Here is a 19,042-nt window from a genome sequence, read left to right on the forward strand (position 1 = left end):
AAATTAAGCGCTTTTTGTTATATGGACTGTATATACTTTTTAGGAGTAATCCCATACTTTTTTTTAAAAGCAGCGATAAAATGGCTAGCCGTACTATATCCAACACGCAAACCAACCTCGTTAACATTGTGCGAACCTGTCTCTAAAAGCTTTCTTGCAACCTCCATTTTATAATCAAACAAAAAACTAAAAACAGAGTCTCCATAAATCTGCTTAAAACCTTCTTTTAATTTTTTAAGCGATAAATTTATTTCTTCAGACAATTCTTGTAAAGTTGGTGGCTCTGCCATTCTAGCAATTACAATATCTTTGGCTTGCTTAATTTTAGCAACATTAGATTCATCTACTAAAAAGGGACACTGATCAATATTAGCATCCTCTCCTCTATTAAAATACAAGCTAAGTAACTCATATGCTTTTCCTTTAAAATACAAGGTTTTAATAGATGAGTTTAAGTTATAATTAATAATTTGATTTAATGCAATAGCCATAGATGGCGAAATCTTTCCATCCTTGTAATATTTTTTATCCTTATTATCACTACTTAAAAACGTGATATAATCGGCTTCTTGAGAAAACAAACCATGAAACTTTTTTATAGATATTAAAACAGAAACCAACCAACAATCAGGCTTTACATGTAGATTAATTGGCAAGTCTTTTTGCGGATTATAAAGCAGCAATGAGGTTTCTTCAGCAATATTTAAAACGTAGTTACCATTGTTAAATATAAAGTCACTATTACCCTTTAAACAAAAATGAAATTGAATAAAACCACTATCAATAAAGCGCTCAACAATCTGATTATTAGACGTTTCATTTTGATAAGTTAAAACAAAAACATCCTGATCAACCTGTGTTTCGTTAAACGAACCTTCAGCGACATTTTTAAGATCTTTAATAAGTGCCATAAAATTATTTTATTTAGATTGATTCTAAACAACAAGCTTTAAAACCATTGATTTCACTACAAAAATATGATAAATATCATTGTTACGTTAAAATAACGATTAAAAAACCACAATCGTTATTAAAAGTTCTTTTAGCGTTACTTTTTAAATAATATACAACATAAATTTGCTAACAATAAAGTCCCAGTCAGGTAAATGGAGCACTATCACATGTCAACAGGCACATATTTTTACGCGTTAGGTTTAAGTTATAAAAAGGCAGATGCAGAAATTAGAGGTCATTTTAGTTTAGATGAATCTTCTAAAGAAGCCCTTTTAAACCAAGCTAGATCAAACGGAGTAGAAAGCCTAATCGTAACGTCAACTTGCAATCGTACAGAAATTTACGGTTTTGCAGAACACCCATATCAATTAATTCAACTATTGTGCGATAACACAAAAGGAACTGTTGAAGAGTTCCAAAAATTTGCATATATCTATAAAGGCAAAGAAGCTATTTCGCATTTATTTAGAGTTGGTTCTGGATTAGACAGCCAAATTTTAGGAGATTTTGAAATAATTGGACAGCTTAAAAAAAGTACTATCGAATCTAAAAAACATGGCTTACTAAACCCTTTTATTGAGCGTTTAGTAAACTCTGTAATTCAAGCAAGCAAACGCATTAAAACCGAAACCGAAATTTCTTCTGGTGCAACAAGCGTATCTTTTGCTTCTGTTCAATACATTTTAAATACTATTGAAGACGTAACCAACAAAAACATACTATTGTTTGGTACTGGTAAAATTGGACGTAACACCTGCGAAAATTTAGTTAAGCATACTAAAAACGAGCAAATCACATTAATAAATCGTACCAAAGGAAAAGCAGAAGCTGTTGCTGGTAAATTTAATTTAGTGGTTAAGGATTATGCCAACCTACAAGAAGAAATAAATGAAGCTGACATTTTAATTGTAGCTACTGGAGCACAAAACCCAACGGTTGATAAACAACTAATTCAATCTAAAAAAGACTTATTAATTTTAGATTTATCTATTCCTAAAAATGTAGACGAAAACGTAACAGATTTACCTAACGTAAAACGTATACATTTAGACGATTTATCGCAAATTACCGATGAGACTTTAGAGCGCAGAAAACTTCAAATACCATTAGCAGAAAGTATTATAGAAGACATCAAAGCTGACTTTATAGGTTGGTTAGAAACTAGAAAATTTGCACCAACAATCAAGGCATTAAAACATAAACTACAAGGTTTTAAAAATGCCGAGTTAGATACGCAACGCAAAAAAATGGCTAACTTTAACGAAGAACAAGCCGAAATTATAAGTAATAAAATTATTCAAAAAATAACCAATCATTTCGCTCATCATCTAAAAGATGATGCTTTCTCAACAGACGAAAGTTTGGAATTAATAAAAAAAGTGTTTCAATTAGAAAACACCGCAAAGCATGTCTAAAATAATTAGAATCGGAACTCGTGATAGCGAGTTAGCTTTATATCAAGCAAAAGCAGTACAAAGTCAATTACAAGCATTAGGTCATCAAACTGTATTAGTCCCTATAAAATCTACAGGAGACATCGTACTTGACAAACCACTTTACGAGTTAGGTATTACAGGAATTTTTACACGTACTTTAGATATTGCCATGCTAAATGGAGATATTGATATTGCAGTACATTCCTTAAAAGATGTACCAACACTGCTGCCAAATGGCATTGTACAAGCTGCAGTATTAAAACGTGGTAATGTTAGGGACACTTTAGTCTTTAAAAACAACGAAGAGTTTTTAGGGTCAAGAGAGGCAACCATAGCAACCGGAAGTTTACGTAGACGTGCACAATGGTTAAACCGTTTTCCAACACACACCTTAGTAGATTTAAGAGGAAATGTAAACACTAGATTACAAAAACTAGAAGATAGCGATTGGAATGGAGCTATTTTTGCTGCTGCAGGTATTGGTCGTTTAGACTTAAGACCAGAAGACGCTGTTAATTTAGATTGGATGATTCCTGCGCCTGCACAAGGTGCAATAATGATTGCTGCTTTGGCTGACGATGAAGAAACCCTAGCAATCTTATCAGAAATAAATCATCAAGAAACTGAGATTTGCACCAAAATAGAACGTGCTTTTTTAAACAAACTTGAAGGTGGTTGCACTGCTCCAATTGGTGCTTTAGCTTTTATTAAAGATGAAGAACTAACTTTTGAAGGGATACTTTTAAGCAAAGACGGAACTAAAAAAATACAGGTTAAACGCGTTAAAGCAGTAGGAGAACATCATGATATTGCAGAGTGGTGCGCCAATTACATTTTAGATCGTGGTGGTAACCGTTTAATGGACGAGCTTAAAGAGTCTCATATACCAACAAACATATATTCTACCAAATCATTAACTGAAGATCAACGCTTTTTATTTAACGAAAAAGTAAAAGCAGAAAGCTCTGATTTTGTAAAGATTAGTTTAAATAGAATACACCCAAGATTTGTTAAAAACGAAATAAAAAACGTAGTTATAACTAGCCAAAATGCTATTGAAGCATTATTAAATAATTATTCTGCCATAGAGCTTCAGTTTAAAAACATATACTGTGTAGGTCGTCGTACCAAAAAAATGATTGAAAAGCGTATTGGTAAAGTCACTCACACTGAAAAAAACGCAAAAAAACTAGCGCAATATTTAGTAGATTTTATTGAAGGCACAGAAGTAACTTATTTTTGTAGCGACTTAAGATTAGATGATTTACCATCAATTTTAAAAGAAAACAATATCACAGTTAACGAGGTTGAAGCTTATCAAACCAAGCTAGATAGCATCAGTCTTCCAGAAAGTGTTGAAGGTGTTATGTTTTACAGCCCATCAACAGTACAAAGTTATAAAAAAGAAAATGATGCTAATGGTATTGCTTTTTGTATTGGCGAAACTACCGCTAAAGAAGCAAGCAAACATTTTAAAGATGTACGTATAGCAAAAGTACCAACGGTAGAAAGTGTAATAGAGTTAGTAAACCAACATTACATGTCATAGTCCGCCAAAAGGACAACATAAAGTATCAAGTAATAATAATTTAAAAGATTTTCCGTCTACGCGGAAAGGACACAAGGATATGTTGAAAAACGATTTATTTTTAAGAGCATTAAAAGGAGAAACAGTAGAGCGTCCACCAGTTTGGATGATGCGTCAAGCAGGTCGTTACCTTCCAGAATTTATGGAAATAAAGGCTAAATATGATTTTTTTACACGTTGTCAAACGCCAGAATTAGCTAGCGAAATCACTGTACAACCAATCCGTCGTTACGGTATGGACGCTGCTATTTTATTTAGTGATATTTTAGTAATTCCTCAAGCTATGAATATTGAGGTACAAATGAAACCTAATTTTGGTCCTTATTTACCAAATCCAATTCGTACGCAAAAAGACGTAGATAATGTTATAGTACCTGACACAAAGGAAGCTTTAAACTATGTTTACGAAGCTATAAAAGCCACAAAAGAGAAACTTAACAATGAAGTACCATTAATAGGTTTTGCAGGTTCGCCTTGGACTATCTTATGCTATTGCGTGCAAGGTCAAGGCTCTAAAAACTTTGATAAAGCAAAAGAGTTTTGTTTTACAAATCCTATCGCTGCACACCAATTATTACAAAAAATAACAGATACAACGATTGCTTACTTAAAAGAAAAAGTAAAAGCAGGTGTTAATGCTGTACAAGTATTTGATTCTTGGGGAGGCATGTTATCTCCCGTAGATTACCAAGAGTTTTCTTGGCAATACATTCAACAAATAATAGATGCATTAAAGGACGAAACACCTGTTATTGCATTTGGTAAAGGTTGTTGGTTTGCATTAGAAGAAATGTCTAAATCTGGAGCATCTGCTTTAGGTGTAGACTGGACATGTTCTGCTAAAAATGCACGTTATTTAACTGGAGGAAACATCACACTTCAAGGAAATTTTGATCCTACTAGATTATTCTCTCCTCCTGCAGAAATTAAAAAAATGGTACACCAAATGATAAACGATTTTGGTAAAGATAAATACATTGTAAACCTTGGTCATGGTATTTTACCAAACATACCATTAGAAAATGCTAAAGCATTTATAGACGCTGTAAAAGAGTATAAAGCGGATTAAAAATGAAACTTTCATTTAACCAAACAACAAAAAAATATGCTTTAGTTAAAAAAAGTTGGACACCTCAACAAAATTTATTTTACGGTTTTCTAACTTATATTGCTCTAGGTTTCATATTACTCTGTTTGCCAATATTTCAAAAACAAAGCGCTTCTATTTTAGACCATTTGTTTATTGCTACTTCTGCTGTATCAACTACAGGATTGGTTACAGTTTCAATTTTTGACACCTATAATATTTTTGGACAATTTATAATAATGGTCCTGGTTCAATTAGGTGGTATTGGATATTTATCCTTTACCACCTATATGATTTTATCCACTACCAGAAAAATAACCCTATGGCATAAAAAAATATTATCCACAGAATTCACATTACCTAACACAATTAAAATTACAGAATTTTTAAAATCTGTAGTGTTATTTACACTAATAATGGAGTCAATAGGTGCTATTCTGTTTTTTATAGCTTTTAAAGCACAAGGCATGCCAACCTTTGAGGCTATTTGGTCATCTGTTTTTCATAGCATAAGCTCCTTTTGCACAGCAGGCTTTAGTTTATTTAACAATAGTTTTATGGACTATGTTGACAATAATTTTGTCAATTTTATAATCTCAATGTTAGCTATTTGTGGATCATTAGGTTTTATTGTTATTACAGATTTTGGATTAAAAATAAAAAACAAATCACACAAAGTTAGTTTTACAACAAAAATAATTATCTACGGATTTTTAATGCTACTTACTTTTGGTACAGCATTTTTTTATTTTGAACCATCTATAGTCAATTACCATTCTGATTCAAGATTTATAGCTGCCTTTTTTCAATGTATGTCAGCCATGACCACAGTAGGGTTTAACACTGTAGATTTTGGATATTTTACTCAGGCAATGATGTTAATTTGCATCTTTTTAATGTACATTGGAGCCTCACCATCTGGAACAGCTGGAGGAATTAAAATCACAACACTAACTGCTGTTTTTGCAGTCATGAAAAGTAGACTAACTGGAAGTAAAACTGTAACTTTTTTAGGGAGACAAATTCCTTTTGAAAGATTATACATTGCCACCTCTGCTTTTATCTTTTACACAATCATAATACTTATCGGAACTTTTTTAATAACTTTAACTAACGATTTTAAATTTGAAGAAATCCTGTTTGAAGTTTCATCTGCACTTGGTACTGTAGGTTTAAGTACAGGTATTACAGGAGACTTAAATACAGGTGGTAAATTGATAATTATTGCTTTAATGTTTATTGGTCGTCTAGGTGTTTTAACTTTTGGATTAGCCATCTGGTCAAGACAAAGACAACAAGAAAAACCAAATGTTATAAAAGAAGATATCGCAGTATAAAAATGATACAAAACATAATAAAAGGAATAAACGGATACTCTGGTGCATTTGCATTAATTTCAAAACTTAAACTTTGGAAGTATTTTTTTATTCCTATTGTTATTAGTATTCTAACTGCAACTATCATTGGTTTTACTGCTTATGGACTATCCGATAATATTGGACAGTTTATCGCAAAAATTTGGTTTTGGGAATGGGGTAAACAAACCTTTACAACTATATCTACAGTCCTTGGAGCTATAATTATTATAGCATTAGGCATAATCCTTTACAAACACATTATTATGGCATTATCGGCTCCATTTATGAGTCCTGTGTCAGAAAAAATAGAAACGCATTTAACTGGTATAGTTAAACACAATCACAGAAAAACATCGTTTCAAGAGCAACTTTGGCGTGGGATTAGAATTAACATCAGAAATTTAGGTCGCGAGCTACTAATTACCATTCCAATTTTACTTCTTAAATTTATTCCTGTAATTAATATCTTTTCTACAGCATTATTAATAATCATACAATCCTATTATGCTGGTTTTGGTAATATGGATTACACCTTGGAGCGTCATTTTAATTACAAAGACAGTGTAAAATTTGTTAGAGCTAATCGTAGACTAGCTATAGGTAACGGACTAGTTTTTATCCTGTTTTTATTTATTCCAATAATTGGTGTAATTTTAGTACTACCCTTAAGTGTAACAGCAGGAACAATCAGCACTGTAAAACGTCTTAAACCCGAAAATCAAAACATAATCTAATGATTGCAACTTTTGATAATTTTGAAATCAATCCCATACACAATGGAGATGCATGGAAAATTTGCGATTTCATGGTTACCAATCAAGACAGATTAAAACGTTATTTTCCTAAAACATTACAACAAAACCTAACACCTACTTTATCACAACTATTTGTAGATAAAAAAGTAAAACAATATAATAATAAAGAAGAGTTTTTATTCACTTTAAAATCTAGCGAAACCAGAACTTTAGCAGGACTAATTTATATAAAAGAAATCGACCATCACATCAAACAGGGTGAGTTTGCCTATTGCATTGATTACAACTTTCAAGGCAAAGGACTAATCACAAAGTCTGTTGCTGCATTATCATCTTACGCCTTTAAAAATTTAGATCTAAGCACACTACAAATCATTGTATATAAAGACAATATTAGCAGTGTTAAAGTGGCAAATAACACTAATTTTAAATGGATTAAAACCTTAAAAAACGAATTTACTCCAATTGGTGAAAACCCGCTTGATATGGAGTTATACGAATTATATAATGAAAGATAAATTTTTTGAATACATACATCAATTACAAGACAGCATAACTGCTGGATTAGAAAAAATAGATGGCAAAGCAACTTTCCAAGAAGACATTTGGAAACGACCAGAAGGTGGTGGAGGACGCACACGAGTTATAGAAAACGGAAATGTTTTTGAAAAAGGTGGTGTTAATATTTCTGGTGTACACGGTAAATTACCTGACAGCATGCAAAAATATTTTGGTGTTGAAGATGCCGATTTTTTTGCTTGTGGATTAAGTCTAGTTTTACATCCAAAAAATCCAATGGTACCTACTGTACACGCAAATTGGCGTTATTTTGAAATGTATGACAAAGACGGTAATATTGTAGACCAATGGTTTGGAGGAGGACAAGACCTAACACCTTATTACTTATTTGATGAGGATGCAACACACTTCCATCAAACATGTAAAACAGCTTGCGATAAACACAATGCAGAATTTTATCCAAAATATAAAGCACGTTGTGACGAGTATTTTCATAATACACATCGTAATGAAGGTCGTGGTATTGGAGGCTTGTTTTTTGATTACTGTAAAGCTTCAGAAGACATGAATATGCAAAATTGGTACGATTTTGTAACAGAAGTTGGTGATAGTTTCCTAGATGCCTATGTACCTATTGTAGCAAAAAGAAAAGATTTAGATTATACCAAAGCACAACGTGATTGGCAAGAAATAAGACGTGGACGTTATGTTGAGTTCAACTTAGTACATGATAAAGGAACCCTTTTTGGTTTAAAAACAAATGGACGTATAGAAAGTATTTTAATGAGTCTTCCGCCACATGTGCAATGGGTTTATGACCATCATCCAGAAGCTGGTAGCGAAGAGGAAAGGTTAATTAAAATATTGCAAAACCCTAAAGATTGGGTCTAAAATGGATTGCTACTGCGGAAATACTAAGAGTTATAAAAACTGTTGTGAAGTGTTTCATTTAAATAATGGAAAAACCGAAACAGCAGAGCAATTAATGCGCTCAAGATATAGCGCATTTGTATTAGCAAATGGCGATTATTTAATGCAAACACACCATATTTCTACTAGACCAATTTCAGAAAAAAAAGCAATTGTAAAATGGGCTAAATCTGTAGAGTGGATAAAACTTGAGATTTTAAATACAACTGAAGGTTTAAGTAATAATGAAGAGGGTACAGTAATGTTTAATGCCTATTTTTATGACAACGGAAACGTTGATGTAATACATGAAAACTCTGCCTTCATAAGAGAAAACAACAAATGGTATTACTTAGGTTATGCCAAAAACTAATATAATTATGTATCCAATTAAAAGAAATAGACGATTAAGAACAAACGAAGCCATTAGAAGCTTGGTACGAGAAACAATAATCTCTTCAAACGATTTTTTAGTACCTCTTTTTATTGTCGAAGGAAAAGGTGTTAAGGAAGAAATTGCTTCTATGCCAAATTACTATCGTTACAGCTTAGATTTATTACAAGCCGAAGTTAAAGAGCTGTGGAAACTAGGTTTAAAATCGGTATTACTATTTGTAAAAGTTCCGGACCATTTAAAAGACAATAAAGGGACAGAAGCTATTAATCCTGATGGATTAATGCAACGTGCCATAAAAACAGTTAAAAATGCTTGTCCTGACATGCTAGTGATGACAGATGTAGCATTGGATCCTTATTCAGTTTATGGACATGACGGAATTATTGAAAACGGAATAGTTGTCAATGACGACACTGTAGACGTTTTAGCAGACATGAGTGTATCACACGCTCAAGCTGGAGCAAATTTTGTTGCACCAAGTGACATGATGGATGGTCGTATACTAGCCATTCGCGAAGCTTTGGAAGACGAAGGATTTACAGACACAGGGATTATGAGCTATTCAGCTAAATATGCCTCAGCTTTTTATGGTCCTTTCCGTGATGCTTTAGACTCAGCTCCTGTGGATGCACAAGATATTCCGAAGGATAAAAAAACCTACCAAATGGATTATGCTAATCGTTTTGAAGCGCTACGCGAAACCGAAATGGATATAGATGAAGGTGCAGATATTGTAATGGTAAAACCAGGATTATGCTACTTAGATATTGTCCGAGAAATTAAAAACGAAGTTGACGTACCTGTTGCTGTATATCAAGTCTCTGGAGAATATGCAATGCTTAAAGCTGCTGCCGAAAAAGGTTGGCTAGACCACGATGCAGTTATGATGGAACAAGTTACAGCTATCAAACGTGCTGGTGCAGATGTAATTGCTAGTTATTTTGCTAAAGATATTGTAAAATTAATATCGTAAATTCGCAGTACATTAATCAAAAATCTATCCATGGGATTATTACTATTTTACGGAGTTATATCAATATTTTTTTCGTTTTTATGCTCTATTCTAGAAGCTGTTTTACTAAGTGTTACTCCAACATTTATTAACCTAAAAAAGCAAGAAGGTAAAGCGTTTGCAACAAATTTAGAAAATCTTAAAAAAGATGTAGATCGACCTTTAATTGCTATTTTAACACTAAATACAATCGCACACACTGTTGGTGCAATTTTAGTCGGGAAAGAGGCAGAAGGACTTTACGGAAATGGTGATGGATACGGAGTATTTGTAGTGTCTGCAGTTATGACTATTTTAATATTAGTCGCTTCAGAGATTATTCCAAAAACAATTGGTGCAACCTATTGGAAAAGTTTAGCTGGTTTTACAACAACAGCACTTAATATTTTAATTTTCCCATTAAAATGGACTGGATTACTATGGTTAATGCAACTTACAACAAAGTTAATTGGTGGTAAAGGTCATGGTAGCGTACTAAGTCGCGAAGGGTTTTTGGTTATGGCAGATATGGCTCATGAAGAAGGTGTTTTTGAGGGTAACGAAAGTAGGATTATAAAAAACCTGTTAACATTTAAAGAGGTTTTTGCTAAAAACGTAATGACACCTCGTACTGTAATGCAATCTGAAAATGAAACCACAACTGTGGAAGACTTTTTTAATAGAAATATGAACCTTCGTTTTTCAAGAATTCCTGTGTATTCTAAAACAGAAGATAATATTAAAGGATTAGTTTTAAAAGACGAAATTTTTAAAGAAATGGCTTTAGGCAATGGATCTAAAAAGTTAGTCGAATTAAAAAGAGACATTATTATCGTAGATCGTAACTTACCTATTCCAACACTTTTTGAACAACTTGTAGAAACTAGAAATCATATGGCTTTAGTGGTAGACGAGTATGGATCTGTTAGCGGAATTGTTACTATGGAAGATGTCATAGAAACACTTTTAGGTATGGAAATTATGGACGAAAGCGATAATGTTAGTGACCTACAAAACTTAGCAAGAAAAAGCTGGGAAGCGCGTGCAAAAAAATTAGGTATCATAGACGAAAATAATCCTGAATAATACATGGACACATGCATTATCAAATCGCCTTTAGGTTTTACTAAAATAACAGGTGATGTTAATGGTATTGCATCAGTAATCGTTTTAAATTCAGAAGAACAAGTTTCTGTAAAAATACCCAAGGTTTTAAATGACTGCGTACTTCAACTTAACCAATATTTTGAAGGTTCACGAGAACAATTCAGCTTAAAGCTAAACCCAAAAGGTACCGCTTTTCAAAACAAGGTTTGGGAAGCCTTACTAAACATTCCGTTTGGCAAAACCACATCTTATCTTCAACTTTCAAAACAACTAGGCGATGTAAAAGCAATCAGAGCTGTTGCTAACGCTAATGGTAAAAATCCATTATGGATTATAATACCATGTCATAGGGTTATAGGTACAGACGGAAGCTTAACAGGATATGCAGGAGGTTTACACCGCAAACAATGGTTGTTAGATCATGAAAGCCCATATAAACAGCAATCTTTATTTTAATGTACAAAGTAGTAACCCAATTTTTAACGCGTTTTGTTAAACCAGCAACAATATATAAATACGGTTTTAACTGGTCACCAATGTATAGACGAACAACCGCAAGACTTACAGAGGTTAGCGACGATTTACACTACGTCAAAATACGATTAAAACTTAATTATAAAAATCGTAATTACGCTGGATCTATGTTTGGTGGTAGCATGCTATCTGCAACAGACCCTATTTACATGATACAACTTATTCAAATTTTAGGTGACGACTATGTCGTTTGGGATAAAGCAGTTACTGCTAAATATAAACGACCTGGTAAAAGCACTATTTATGGTGAGTTTGTTTTTACTAAAGAAGAAATCGAAGCCTTAAAAAATCAATTAAAAACAAAACAACAAGTTGATATTATCAAAACAATGCAATTGGTAAATACCAAAGCTGAAGTTATTGCAGAATTTTCCAAAACGCTATACATCGCGCAAAAAGCATACTACAAGAAAAAGCTTGCGCTAAGACTTAGCAAATAATAAATTTTGATTCATAATTTTATTATATTTAAAATCTAAACTAATAAAATAAATGAAATTCTTAAAAAAGCTTCTTAAAGTACTTGTAGTTCTTTTTGGATTACTAATCGCAACCCTTTACATAACAGACACAGACTACTTAATTAAAGCTGTACGTACCATTTACATGCGTGGTTATACAACCGCCTTTTTAGATGACTACAAAAAATTTGATAACCAAGAGGTTAAAAATGGAACACCTCAACCTTGGCCTAATCATATTAAATACAATACAGTAACAGAAACCGAAACATTGCAAAAAGCCAATAAAGATTGGGGAACAATAGCATACGTTATTATAAAAAACGATAGTATCTGGTTTGAAAACTACTATGATGGTTACAACAAAGACTCTAAATCTAACTCATTTTCTATGGCTAAAAGTTATGTCTCTGGGCTTATGGGAAAAGCGATAATGGAAGGTTACATTAAAAGTTTAGATCAGCCAGTTTGTGACTTTTTACCAGCATTTTGTGATGGCGAAGCAGCAAAAATGACTGTTGGAGATTTGTCTAGCATGTCCTCTGGTACCAATTGGGATGAAGCATACTATTCGCCTTTATCTATCACTACACGTGCTTATTTTGACGATGACTTAGCTAAAGTTATGAATGGTTTAAAAGTTGTAGACCAACCTGGTCAAGCTTTTAAATATGCTAGTGGAGACACACAAATGTTAGCAATGGTTATTGAAAAAGCAACAGGTAAAAAAATGTACGATTATTTAACCGAAAGCTTTTGGAAACCATTAGGTAGTGAAAACGAAACCTTATGGCAAGTCGATAGTGAAACACACGATTTAGTAAAAGCCTATTGCTGTATAGCTAGTAACGCTAAAGATTTTGCAAGATTTGGTAAACTATACAAAGACCATGGAAAATGGAATGGACAACAAATTCTAGATTCTGCTTTTGTTGCTAAATCCTTAAAACCTCGTTTTGCAGCTAGTCCAGAATATGGCTATGGTTGGTGGTTAAAAAACCAGATTGGTAAAGACTTTTTCATGATGCGTGGACATTTAGGACAATATGTAATTGTACAACCAGAAGACAATGTTATAATTGTACGTTTAGGACATCAAAAATCTCCAGATGCTGGTGTTGGTGTATTTACTAATGATATTGCTTTATACATTGATGAAGCTTATAAAATGCTAAATATGAAACCTTAATATTTTGTTATTTAACATAGTGTTAGTTAATACGCTTTTAATTTATTCATTTTTTTGAGTAAACTAATCAACCATGAAAAAACTAATTTTTACATTTTATGTACTCTTATTGTGTAACAGTATGTATGCACAAGACTCATTAAATTTTGACTTTGAAATCCTGAAAGAGAAAGAGGCTGTTGGATGGTCTTCCTTTGGAAACAAAGAATATAATATTGTTTATGACACCGCAATTTCTCAAAACGGAGTAACATCTGCGTCCATAGAGGGTAATGGTAATACTGATGAATTTCGAGTTTTAACATATACTATTCCTGCAGATTTTGGAGGAAAAAAAATAAAGCTAACTGGCTATTTAAAAACTGAAAATATAGTTAATGGTTGGGCTGGTTTATGGATGCGTATTGATCCAGATATAAGTATTGATAACATGGAATCAAGAAAGGTCCAAGGTACTACAGATTGGAAAAAACACGAAGTAGAATTAAAGACTAATAACAATGCAACATCTATTTCCTTTGGTGGTTTAATAGTTGGAACAGGAAAAATATGGGTAGATAATTTTAAAATAACAGTTGATGGTAAACCACTGGATCAAGCTCCTGAGAAAGAATTGGACAAAGAATTTGATAAAGGTTCTAAAATCACAATAGATTTATCTCAAAAAAACCAAATAGAAAATTTAACGCTTCTGGGACGCATTTGGGGTTTCTTAAAATACTACCATCCAGAAGTTGGAAAAGGAAATTTTAATTGGGATTACGAATTATTTAGAATATTACCAGATTATCAAAAAGCTAAATCTAATACAGATCGAGATAAAATCCTTAGTAATTGGATAGATAATTTAGGAACTGTAAAAATCTGTAAAAAATGTAAACCATTAGACGAAAATGCTGTTTTAAAACCTAATTTAAGTTGGATTACAGATGGTAATTTATCTAAAGATTTAATTAACAAACTACAGTTTATTACCCAAAACAGACACCAAGGTAACCATTATTATATTGATATGGTTCGCGGTGTTGGAAATCCAGAGTTTAAAAATGAAAATCCCTATGCTAACATGCCATATCCAGATGATGGTTTTAGATTATTATCGGTTTATAAATACTGGAATATGATTAATTATTTTTTTCCTTATAAACATATAATGGATAAAGACTGGAATGAAAGTTTAAAAGAAAATATTCCACCATTTATTAATGCTAAAAACGAATTAGAATATGAATTAGCAGCTTTAAAGATGATTGCAGACATTAAAGACACTCATGCTAATCTTTGGAGAGGAAAAGATAAAATTAACGAAATACTTGGTGACAACTATCCAAATTTCCATGTTTCATTTATTGAAAACAAGCTGGTTATAGACAACTTTTATAATGAAGACAGTCCTAGAAACGGTTTAAAAATAGGAGATATTATTACGCGTATTAACGGAAAAAAAGTTGAAGACATCGTTACAGATAATCAAGATTTTTATCCAGCGTCAAACCAGCCAACTCGTTTAAGAGATATTAGTTTTAATTTATTACGTACTACAAGCAATAGCTTAGATATTGAGGTAGAAGACAATGGTATCAAATTAATTAAAACAATACCTGTATACAACAAAAAAGACATTAAGGACTTTTACAAATGGTACACAAAAGAAGAAAACATTAGTAGTTATAGACTACTTAAAAATAACATTGGATATGTTTCACTTAAAAACATTAAAGATGAGGACGTGAATAAAATAAAAAAAGAATTAAAAAACACCAAAGGGATTATTGTAGACATTAGAAACTATCCATCTGCCTTTATGCCTTTTACCTTAGGTAGCTTCTTTACCTCATCTAAAACACCTTTTGTTAAATTTACAACAGGTAATATAGATTATCCTGGAGAATTCACGTTTGGTGACAATTTATACATTCCGTCAAAAGGAAAAACATATCAAGGTAAAGTAATAGTATTAGTAAACGAAATATCTCAGAGCGCAGCTGAATATACAGCTATGGCATTTAGAGCAGGAGATAATGTATCTATAATAGGTAGCACAACAGCTGGAGCAGATGGTAATGTATCTACAATTTATCTTCCAGGAGGATTAAAAACTATGATTTCTGGAATTGGCGTATATTATCCTGATGGCACTCCAACCCAACGTGTTGGAATCGTACCAGATATTGAGGTAAAACCAACGATTAAAGGACTAATAGAAGAACGTGATGAATTGATTGAAAAAGCAATCGAAATCATTGATGACGCTAAAATTGCACCAATAAACGCTAAAGATTGACCACTAATGATAACCAAACTCAACCTTGAAAACATCTTATTTCTAGACATAGAAACCGTTCCGGAAACACAATATTTTTCAGATTTAGACAAAACTAAGCAAGATCTTTGGGACGCTAAATCACGTTACCAACGCAAGGAAGAGTTTACAGCAGAAGAGTTTTACGATCGTGCTGGTATTTGGGCTGAGTTTGGCAAAATAGTATGTATTTCGGTTGGATATTTTACCATTAAAGGCGACACACGCCTGTTTAGAACAACATCCTTTTATGGAGAAGAACGTAAACTTTTAGTCGAATTTAAAAACCTTTTAATTTCTCATTTTAGTCAAACAAAGCATTTACTTTGTGCACATAACGGTAAGGAGTTTGACTTTCCATACATCGCTAGACGTTTGATTATTCATAACATAGAATTACCTTATAAATTAAATCTTTTTGGTAAAAAACCTTGGGAAATTCCGCACTTAGACACCATGGAATTATGGAAGTTTGGTGACTACAAAACGTATACATCATTAAAGTTAATGACTAACGTTTTGGGTATTCCTAGTCCAAAAGATGATATTGATGGTAGCGAAGTTTATAAAACTTACTATGAAGACAATGACATTGATCGTATTATTATTTATTGCGAAAAAGACACCATTGCAGTAGCACAAATATTTTTACGTTTACGTGGCGACTCCATTCTTACTGATGATGAAATCATTCATATTTAAATAAACATAAGGGTATAATATAAATAAAAAGCCTCAACTTTCGTTGAGGCTTTTAGCAATAAAAAAATGATTGATTAATTAAGACTAATTGTTATTGCTTTATAAATTTTCTTGTTTCAATAGTATCATTTACTTCAAATTGTATTAAATATAATCCAGCTTCAAGCTTACTTACATTAATACCATTTGATGTTGTAACACCTTTAACTACTTGTTGTCCTATCATATTAATTACCGTAAATGGTAGATTCTCTATATTAGTTTTAACAAATAAGGCATCTCCTTTTACTGGGTTTGGATATATAGAAATTTCTACTCCTAAATGTTGTACAAACCCTTCGTTAGATGTTCTTGCTGTTCCGCAAGCACCTAGATTAGTCCATCCACTTGCTGTTCTTTCATATAAATTACCTAAATAGGTTACTTGATCTCCCACTGAGTAAGATTGGCTACCATTATATTCTGCAACTCCTGCACACTTATCTGCAGATCCATTGGTTAAACTTACAGCGTCTACTGCCATATCACCTTGCCAAGTTGTACCTGTTGTCCCATCAAATCTTAATTTTACTGAATTTCCTGAGTAAGAAGACAAATCTACATTTGCATCTAACCAAGAATTACCTTGATTACCAGATCGTGTCCAAATTGTTGACCAAGTTGATCCATTGTTAGTACTAATAGCCAAACTTAAACTTCCCATTGCAGATGTACCATACATATGATATTTAAAGCTAAAGCTTCCGTTATTAATTCCAGATAAATTAAAACAAGGCGATACTAATAAGGCACGTTTAGTAGAATAATTTGGTGCTGAAGACTCCATGAATACATATTGTGATCCTTCACTTGCACTAGATGGTCCAGTGTTACTTGACGGAGTAGACCCACTTCTTCTAGTCCAATTAAAGTCGTCACCACTACCTTGTGTCCAAGCGCCAAAACCTGATTCAAAACCTTCATTATAAGGAAAAGAAGAAATTGCTCCAGAACAACCTGTTGTACTTGCTGGACTTACTACAATACTTCTAGTGACTTGGTTTGCTGCATTACCTGCTGCATCACTTACATTATAGTTTCTTGTATACGTTCCTGCTGTATTAGTATTAACTGTTCCTGAAATTACAATACTAGAAGTAAGGTTTCCATCAACATTATCCGTTGCTGTAGCACCTTGTTCTGTATATGTATCACCAACAGTTAAGTTAATTGTAGATCCTCCAATTAAACTAATAACTGGTTTAACCGTATCTGCAGCTCCAACCGTTAAATTAATAGTATAATCTTCCACTTCTCCATAAGAAAAAGTTTCGCAAGATGTAGGCACTGCGTTATATTTCATAGATACTCTTAACCTTGTGCTACCTGTAACAGCACTACTTGGCACTGTAAAGCTTCCTGTTGCTGGAGTTGCTGTTGATGCAGCTTTAGAGAAAATTTGTTCTCCTGAATCTGTAAAATCACCATCGTTATTATAGTCAATCCAAGCTGCATAACCCTCTGCATAAGTGGTTCCTGTCCAAGTTGGAGTAATTGTAATAGTATTAGAAGATCCTTTAGTTAAATTAGTCGTTATGCTAGTAAAATCTGAATATAATTGTGCTCCTGAGGCATTGTTAATAGATCCTACTTGAACACGACTAATATACTCGTCACTAACACTATTCCCTTGCGAAGCACAATATTGTGTACCTGTTGTACAAGGTGTACATGCAGAACCACCACAATCAACGCCTGTTTCGTCTCCATTTTGAACACCATCTGTACAAGTTGGTGTAGTTCCACCTCCTCCACACTTATCAGATAATCCTAAAGCTGCACGAGGTCCACCACTAAGTAACGTTGCTCGCATACGCGCTTTTTGTCCTTGTGTAAATAAATTCATACAAGAGTCATTGGTATAATCCATATAGTTTTGCACCATATCTGTAGACCCACAAGATACTTGTCCTACTGGACATCCACCATTTGACGTTTGATGTGTAGGTGTATCACTTACAAAATCATTACCACAATTAGCATCTCCCCAAATATGACGTAAATTTAAAAAGTGACCTACTTCGTGTGTTGTTGTTCTTCCACCATCAAAAGGTGCACTAACATTACCAACTCTACCAAAATAATTGTAGCCCATTACAACACCATCTGTTGCTGCACTGCCACCAGGAAATTGAGCATAACCTAAAATAGTATTTCCTCCACTTGTCATTTGTGGTACAATCCACATGTTTAAATACTCACTAGTATTCCATGGGTTAACACCTCCAGTTGACGTTCTCTTCATATCATCAGACGTTCCCCAATCTTGACGTGTCACTTGTTTTCTAGTAATACCTGTTGTTGTATTTCCGTTTGGATCAATGGTTGTTAAACAAAACTGAATTTCAGAATCGGCTGCCTGTGACCACGTATTATCTGCATCCGGATTAGTGCGTCTAAAATCTTCGTTTAAAACATCTAATTGTGACTGGATTTGAGCTACACTAATGTTTTCGGTGCTGTTTCTATACAAAACATGTACTACGACTGGTATAGTAATTATACTTCCATCAATTCTGGCATTTTGGGATTGTGCAACACGTTGTTGCGTAAAAGCTTCGATCTGATCCATCCTTTGCTCTAAGGTTGGATCTAATTGTTTTCTGTATTCTAAGTTCTCCATTGTTGAACAATTTCTATCTTGCTGAGCAAAAACAGAAAGCGTTAATAAAAAACTTAATAATGATAAAGTAATTGTTTTTTTCATGCTAATT

At 33.0% G+C, this 19,042-nt stretch carries 17 protein-coding genes; 15 read left to right on the forward strand and 2 right to left on the reverse strand.

Features of this window, described 5'->3' with window-relative positions:
• Window positions 1–17 precede the first annotated feature (17 nt).
• A complete protein-coding gene (locus JM82_RS12900) occupies window positions 18–911 on the reverse strand; it encodes a helix-turn-helix transcriptional regulator (protein WP_145004675.1) in 894 nt (297 codons plus the stop codon).
• Between the two features lie 195 nt (window positions 912–1,106).
• On the opposite strand from JM82_RS12900, the gene hemA reads away from it, so the two are divergent.
• The 15 genes from hemA to JM82_RS12975 all read left to right on the forward strand — a co-directional run bounded on the left by hemA (window position 1,107) and on the right by JM82_RS12975 (window position 16,289).
• The gene (gene hemA / locus JM82_RS12905) at window positions 1,107–2,369 is read left to right on the forward strand and encodes a glutamyl-tRNA reductase (protein ID WP_145004678.1); all 1,263 of its coding nucleotides are present in this window, start codon (window positions 1,107–1,109) and stop codon (window positions 2,367–2,369) included.
• Window positions 2,362–3,939: a hydroxymethylbilane synthase gene (gene hemC / locus JM82_RS12910; RefSeq protein WP_145004681.1), complete on the forward strand. Its 1,578-nt coding sequence runs from the start codon at window positions 2,362–2,364 to the stop codon at window positions 3,937–3,939. The genes hemA and hemC overlap by 8 nt, the downstream gene beginning before the upstream one ends.
• Window positions 3,940–4,018: 79 nt before the next feature.
• Window positions 4,019–5,047: a uroporphyrinogen decarboxylase gene (hemE, locus tag JM82_RS12915; protein WP_145004684.1), complete on the forward strand. Its 1,029-nt coding sequence runs from the start codon at window positions 4,019–4,021 to the stop codon at window positions 5,045–5,047.
• A 2-nt stretch (window positions 5,048–5,049) separates the two neighbouring features.
• The gene (locus JM82_RS12920) at window positions 5,050–6,402 is read left to right on the forward strand and encodes a TrkH family potassium uptake protein (RefSeq protein WP_145004687.1); all 1,353 of its coding nucleotides are present in this window, start codon (window positions 5,050–5,052) and stop codon (window positions 6,400–6,402) included.
• 2 nt (window positions 6,403–6,404) lie between these two features.
• Window positions 6,405–7,157: an EI24 domain-containing protein gene (locus JM82_RS12925; RefSeq protein WP_145004690.1), complete on the forward strand. Its 753-nt coding sequence runs from the start codon at window positions 6,405–6,407 to the stop codon at window positions 7,155–7,157.
• On the forward strand, window positions 7,157–7,696 hold the full coding sequence (locus tag JM82_RS12930) for a GNAT family N-acetyltransferase (RefSeq protein WP_145004692.1): 540 nt from the start codon (window positions 7,157–7,159) through the stop codon (window positions 7,694–7,696). The genes JM82_RS12925 and JM82_RS12930 overlap by 1 nt, the downstream gene beginning before the upstream one ends.
• Window positions 7,686–8,588, forward strand: coding sequence for an oxygen-dependent coproporphyrinogen oxidase (hemF, locus tag JM82_RS12935; RefSeq protein WP_145004695.1), 903 nt, complete (start codon window positions 7,686–7,688; stop codon window positions 8,586–8,588). Before JM82_RS12930 ends, hemF begins: the two co-directional genes overlap by 11 nt.
• Before the next feature lies 1 nt (window position 8,589).
• A complete protein-coding gene (locus JM82_RS12940; protein WP_145004698.1) occupies window positions 8,590–8,979 on the forward strand; it encodes a YchJ family protein in 390 nt (129 codons plus the stop codon).
• Between the two features lie 7 nt (window positions 8,980–8,986).
• Complete coding sequence (gene hemB / locus JM82_RS12945; RefSeq protein ID WP_145004702.1) at window positions 8,987–9,976, forward strand: porphobilinogen synthase; 990 nt, start codon at window positions 8,987–8,989, stop codon at window positions 9,974–9,976.
• A gap of 30 nt (window positions 9,977–10,006) precedes the next feature.
• Window positions 10,007–11,080: a CNNM domain-containing protein gene (locus JM82_RS12950; protein WP_145004705.1), complete on the forward strand. Its 1,074-nt coding sequence runs from the start codon at window positions 10,007–10,009 to the stop codon at window positions 11,078–11,080.
• 3 nt (window positions 11,081–11,083) lie between these two features.
• A complete protein-coding gene (locus JM82_RS12955) occupies window positions 11,084–11,557 on the forward strand; it encodes a methylated-DNA--[protein]-cysteine S-methyltransferase (RefSeq protein ID WP_145004708.1) in 474 nt (157 codons plus the stop codon).
• On the forward strand, window positions 11,557–12,075 hold the full coding sequence (locus JM82_RS12960; RefSeq protein WP_145004711.1) for a DUF4442 domain-containing protein: 519 nt from the start codon (window positions 11,557–11,559) through the stop codon (window positions 12,073–12,075). Before JM82_RS12955 ends, JM82_RS12960 begins: the two co-directional genes overlap by 1 nt.
• Before the next feature lie 52 nt (window positions 12,076–12,127).
• Window positions 12,128–13,285 carry a serine hydrolase domain-containing protein gene (locus JM82_RS12965; RefSeq protein ID WP_145004714.1) on the forward strand — a complete coding sequence of 386 codons (1,158 nt, stop codon included), beginning with the start codon at window positions 12,128–12,130 and terminating at the stop codon, window positions 13,283–13,285.
• A 73-nt stretch (window positions 13,286–13,358) separates the two neighbouring features.
• Window positions 13,359–15,569 carry a S41 family peptidase gene (locus JM82_RS12970; RefSeq protein WP_145004717.1) on the forward strand — a complete coding sequence of 737 codons (2,211 nt, stop codon included), beginning with the start codon at window positions 13,359–13,361 and terminating at the stop codon, window positions 15,567–15,569.
• A 6-nt stretch (window positions 15,570–15,575) separates the two neighbouring features.
• On the forward strand, window positions 15,576–16,289 hold the full coding sequence (locus JM82_RS12975; RefSeq protein WP_145004720.1) for a 3'-5' exonuclease: 714 nt from the start codon (window positions 15,576–15,578) through the stop codon (window positions 16,287–16,289).
• A gap of 91 nt (window positions 16,290–16,380) precedes the next feature.
• On the opposite strand, the gene JM82_RS12980 is transcribed toward JM82_RS12975, so the two are convergent.
• Window positions 16,381–19,035 carry a GEVED domain-containing protein gene (locus JM82_RS12980; protein ID WP_145004723.1) on the reverse strand — a complete coding sequence of 885 codons (2,655 nt, stop codon included), beginning with the start codon at window positions 19,033–19,035 and terminating at the stop codon, window positions 16,381–16,383.
• Window positions 19,036–19,042: the final 7 nt, after the last annotated feature.

The organism is Olleya sp. Hel_I_94, from assembly GCF_007827365.1.
GTDB lineage: Bacteria > Bacteroidota > Bacteroidia > Flavobacteriales > Flavobacteriaceae > Olleya.

Coding starts and splice junctions, on each gene's coding strand:
- hemC (WP_145004681.1), top strand. CDS start 2,362: ATGTCTAAAATAATTAGAATCGGAACTCGTGATAGCGAGTTAGCTTTA.
- hemF (WP_145004695.1), top strand. CDS start 7,686: ATGAAAGATAAATTTTTTGAATACATACATCAATTACAAGACAGCATA.
- JM82_RS12920 (WP_145004687.1), top strand. CDS start 5,050: ATGAAACTTTCATTTAACCAAACAACAAAAAAATATGCTTTAGTTAAA.
- JM82_RS12940 (WP_145004698.1), top strand. CDS start 8,590: ATGGATTGCTACTGCGGAAATACTAAGAGTTATAAAAACTGTTGTGAA.
- JM82_RS12900 (WP_145004675.1), bottom strand. CDS start 911: ATGGCACTTATTAAAGATCTTAAAAATGTCGCTGAAGGTTCGTTTAAC.
- JM82_RS12975 (WP_145004720.1), top strand. CDS start 15,576: ATGATAACCAAACTCAACCTTGAAAACATCTTATTTCTAGACATAGAA.
- JM82_RS12965 (WP_145004714.1), top strand. CDS start 12,128: ATGAAATTCTTAAAAAAGCTTCTTAAAGTACTTGTAGTTCTTTTTGGA.
- JM82_RS12970 (WP_145004717.1), top strand. CDS start 13,359: ATGAAAAAACTAATTTTTACATTTTATGTACTCTTATTGTGTAACAGT.
- JM82_RS12950 (WP_145004705.1), top strand. CDS start 10,007: ATGGGATTATTACTATTTTACGGAGTTATATCAATATTTTTTTCGTTT.
- hemE (WP_145004684.1), top strand. CDS start 4,019: ATGTTGAAAAACGATTTATTTTTAAGAGCATTAAAAGGAGAAACAGTA.
- hemA (WP_145004678.1), top strand. CDS start 1,107: ATGGAGCACTATCACATGTCAACAGGCACATATTTTTACGCGTTAGGT.
- JM82_RS12930 (WP_145004692.1), top strand. CDS start 7,157: ATGATTGCAACTTTTGATAATTTTGAAATCAATCCCATACACAATGGA.
- JM82_RS12925 (WP_145004690.1), top strand. CDS start 6,405: ATGATACAAAACATAATAAAAGGAATAAACGGATACTCTGGTGCATTT.
- JM82_RS12980 (WP_145004723.1), bottom strand. CDS start 19,035: ATGAAAAAAACAATTACTTTATCATTATTAAGTTTTTTATTAACGCTT.
- JM82_RS12955 (WP_145004708.1), top strand. CDS start 11,084: ATGGACACATGCATTATCAAATCGCCTTTAGGTTTTACTAAAATAACA.
- hemB (WP_145004702.1), top strand. CDS start 8,987: ATGTATCCAATTAAAAGAAATAGACGATTAAGAACAAACGAAGCCATT.
- JM82_RS12960 (WP_145004711.1), top strand. CDS start 11,557: ATGTACAAAGTAGTAACCCAATTTTTAACGCGTTTTGTTAAACCAGCA.